Below are 290 nucleotides of genomic sequence, written 5' to 3' on the forward strand. Positions count from 1 at the left end.
GCCGGACAGGGCCAGTGCTGTGGTGACCGCAGACGGGCCTGGCAGGCAGGTGACCGGTAGCCCGCGCTCGACGCAGGCGGCAACCAACCGATATCCGGGATCACTCACCGAGGGCATGCCCGCGTCGGTGACCAGCAGGACCGTATTGCCCGACTCGATGTCGTCGAGGAGCGTGGGGATGCGCGCGGTCTCCACGTGGTCATAGAAGCTGACCGCCCGCCCGGTGATCTCGATGCCGAGCGCCTTTGCCAGCGTTTTGGTGCGCCGAGTGTCCTCGGCGGCGACAACCT

At 67.9% G+C, this 290-nt stretch carries 1 protein-coding gene; it reads right to left on the bottom strand.

The window, feature by feature from the left end:
- A partial coding sequence (gene rsmI / locus GV790_RS29880) for a 16S rRNA (cytidine(1402)-2'-O)-methyltransferase (RefSeq protein WP_256673617.1) occupies nucleotides 1-290 on the bottom strand: 290 nt, incomplete at both ends.

It is taken from the genome of Nocardia cyriacigeorgica, assembly GCF_010858045.1.
GTDB lineage: Bacteria > Actinomycetota > Actinomycetes > Mycobacteriales > Mycobacteriaceae > Nocardia > Nocardia cyriacigeorgica_E.